At 33.7% G+C, this 2,828-nt stretch carries 3 protein-coding genes; all 3 read right to left on the reverse strand.

Annotation, left to right across the window (positions count from 1 at the left end; genetic code table 11):
- Positions 1–539, reverse strand: a 539-nt coding sequence (locus VKY41_RS09755; RefSeq protein ID WP_500814262.1) for a prephenate dehydrogenase/arogenate dehydrogenase family protein, incomplete at its 3' end; no start/stop codon positions are given.
- Positions 540–609: 70 nt separating this feature from the next.
- The gene (locus tag VKY41_RS09760) at positions 610–1,773 is read right to left on the reverse strand and encodes a pyridoxal phosphate-dependent aminotransferase (RefSeq protein ID WP_500814263.1); all 1,164 of its coding nucleotides are present in this window, start codon (positions 1,771–1,773) and stop codon (positions 610–612) included.
- Entirely contained in the window at positions 1,770–2,603 is an 834-nt protein-coding gene (locus tag VKY41_RS09765) for a prephenate dehydratase (RefSeq protein ID WP_500814264.1), read from the reverse strand. The genes VKY41_RS09760 and VKY41_RS09765 overlap by 4 nt, the downstream gene beginning before the upstream one ends.
- Positions 2,604–2,828 lie beyond the last annotated feature (225 nt).

The following is a 2,828-nucleotide window of genomic DNA, read 5'->3' on the forward strand; positions in this document are numbered from 1 at the left end:
TAAGCAATGTGTTTATCGTGCGCTTCTGGATTCATATAACGCATATTCATTCCCATAATTTTAAAAATACTTAAAGCACGTTCCTGTAACTTAAAAGCCGTTTTTTCAACTTCGCAAATAATGTTCGTTTTATTAAAAAACAAACCTTCCAAAGCTGCTTTCGGGCCAGAAAATTCGGTACCAGCAATAGGATGTGTTGCTAAGAAATTTCGACGTTTTGGATGATTCTCCACCGCTTTACAGATACTTGCTTTGGTGGAGCCAGAATCTATTACTAACGTATTGTCTGAAACTTTATTCAAAATTTCTGGCAACAACATTTCAGCAACATCCACAGGAATGGTTACAACTACCAAATCGGCTTTTTCAATATCATCAAAAACAGCTTTTTTATCAATTATTTTTAATGCAAGCGCTTCCTCTAAATGAGCTTCATTACTATCTATTCCGTGAATTGTGATTTCAGGATTCATTTTTTTAACATCTTTTGCGATGCTTCCTCCTATTAATCCAACGCCTATAATATATATGCTTTTCATTCCTAAATTTATCATTTCAAGACATCTCCTCAAAGAGGAAAACTCTTGCTTTTATTAACACTCAACTCCGCTACAAAACCGCACTCAACAACTTGACTCTTGATATTGCTTCTTCAATCACCTCTGTTGTGGAACAAAGTGAAAACCTAACATAACCTTCGCCCTGACTTCCAAAAACAGTTCCAGGTGCAATAAAAATATTTTTCTTTTTCAACAGTAAATCGATAAACGCCTCAGATGTTTGATTAGCTGGAATTTTTGCCCAAACAAATAAACCTGTCGCATTTTTGTCGTAAATACAGTTTAAACTATCGGCTAATTGCCAAATTAATTTTCGGCGCTCTTTATAGGTGTTATTTAAATTTTCATACCACAATTCTGAACAATTTAAAGCTTCGATAGCACCTTTTTGAATGCCGTATAACATGCCAGAGTCCATATTGCTTTTTATTTTTAAAACATGGTTTATATAGTCTGGGTTTCCTAAAGCCATCCCAACTCTCCAACCAGACATATTAAACGTTTTACTTAAAGAATTTAATTCCATACAAACATCTTTTGCTCCAGGAATACTTAAGATACTTATTGGGGAATCGTTAAGAATAAAGCCATACGGGTTGTCGTTAACAATTAAAATACGATGTTTCTTGGCAATAGCCACTAATTTTATAAAAAAAGCTTCCGTTGCTACTGCTCCTGTTGGCATATGCGGATAATTAATCCACATGAGCTTCACCTTGGTCAAATCCTGTTCTTCCAAAGCCTCCAAATCTGGCAGCCAATTAGCATCTTCAGACAAAGAATAAAAAACAGGCTCAGCGCCCACCAAACGACTCACAGACAGATAAGTTGGATATCCAGGATTTGGAATAAGCACTTGATCTCCTGGATTTAAAAACGCCATAGAAATATGCATAATCCCTTCTTTACTTCCCATAAGTGGCAACACTTCATTAGCTGAATTTAAATCGACATGATAGTGATAACTATAAAAATCTGTCATGGCTTTCCGTAATTCTGGCAAGCCTTGATAACTTTGATATTGATTGGCTTCAACGTCTTTAAAACTATCGTTTAGTGCTGTAATTACTTTGTTTTGGGGTTGCAAATCCGGACTCCCTATTCCTAAATTTATAATGGGTTTTCCATTGGCTTGTAGCAACCTCACTTCACGTAGTTTTTTTGAGAAGTAGTACTCTTCAACAGTTTGTAATCTCTGTGCTGCTTCTATCATTGTTTTGCGTTTTTATATTCTCCTAATATTTTAAACTCTTCCGCCATAATTTCTAAAAGGGATTTGGCCTTTTTATAATCTTTATAGTCGCTAAAAGTAACATCTATAAAAAATGCATATTTCCAAGGAGTTTCAATTTTTGGCAGGGATTGTATTTTGGTTAAATTCAAATTGCAATCGCTCATCACATTTAAGACGGTAGCTAAACTGCCTCTCTTATGTTCTAATTCGAATTTTAAAGACGCTTTATTTATTTCATTTTCTAATAAATCATGGTTTTGCTTTTCAACTATTACAAATCTAGTTTCGTTGTTTTTTATTGTTTGTATGCTTTCTGCCAAAATATTAAGTTCAAATAATTCGGAGGCCATTTTACTTGCTATAGCTGATACTCCTTTTAGTTTTTTACTTTGAATTCGTTTTGCAACTTCGGCCGTATCTGTATCTTCAATGAGCTTGATGTGTGGGTGTTTTTTAAAAAATTCCTTGCACTGCAATAAAGCCATTGGGTGCGAATACACCTCAACAATATCCGTAAGGGTTTGATTGGGCAACGCCATTAAATGATGCTGAACATCTAAATAATGTTCGCCTACAATACTTAAATTATTCGTATCAATTAATGCGTAATTTGGAATTATTGAGCCTGCAATCGAGTTTTCCAAAGCCATAACAATGGCTTCAGTTTCTTTAGAAATTAGACTATGAACCAACTTATCAAAAGATGAACATTCTGTTACCAAGACGTCATTTTTAAAATATTGCTGAGTAACAATATGATGGAAGGACCCTTTTCCTCCTTGTATGCCGACTGTATGTACCAAATTCATTGTTTTTAAAATTTCAAAAAAAAAGTCCCGATTTTCATCGAGACTTTTATATCATGTATTATTAATTAAAAATTACACATACAACATCTCGTTCCTTTTGTTAAAAAAGAAATAGTTCCAGTTGTAATATGCAAAATTCAATGTTGCTTTCATATTGAGTCTGCTAAAGTAGCTAATAAATTTAAAAAACAAAATGTAAAGACTATTTTTTAATTGAAATCGATT

The organism is Xanthomarina sp. (assembly GCF_035306605.1).
Taxonomy (GTDB): domain Bacteria; phylum Bacteroidota; class Bacteroidia; order Flavobacteriales; family Flavobacteriaceae; genus Xanthomarina.

Bases quoted from the DNA above. Each gene is read 5' to 3' on its own strand.
- VKY41_RS09760 (WP_500814263.1), bottom strand. From the start codon at position 1,773: ATGATAGAAGCAGCACAGAGATTACAAACTGTTGAAGAGTACTACTTC.
- VKY41_RS09765 (WP_500814264.1), bottom strand. From the start codon at position 2,603: ATGAATTTGGTACATACAGTCGGCATACAAGGAGGAAAAGGGTCCTTC.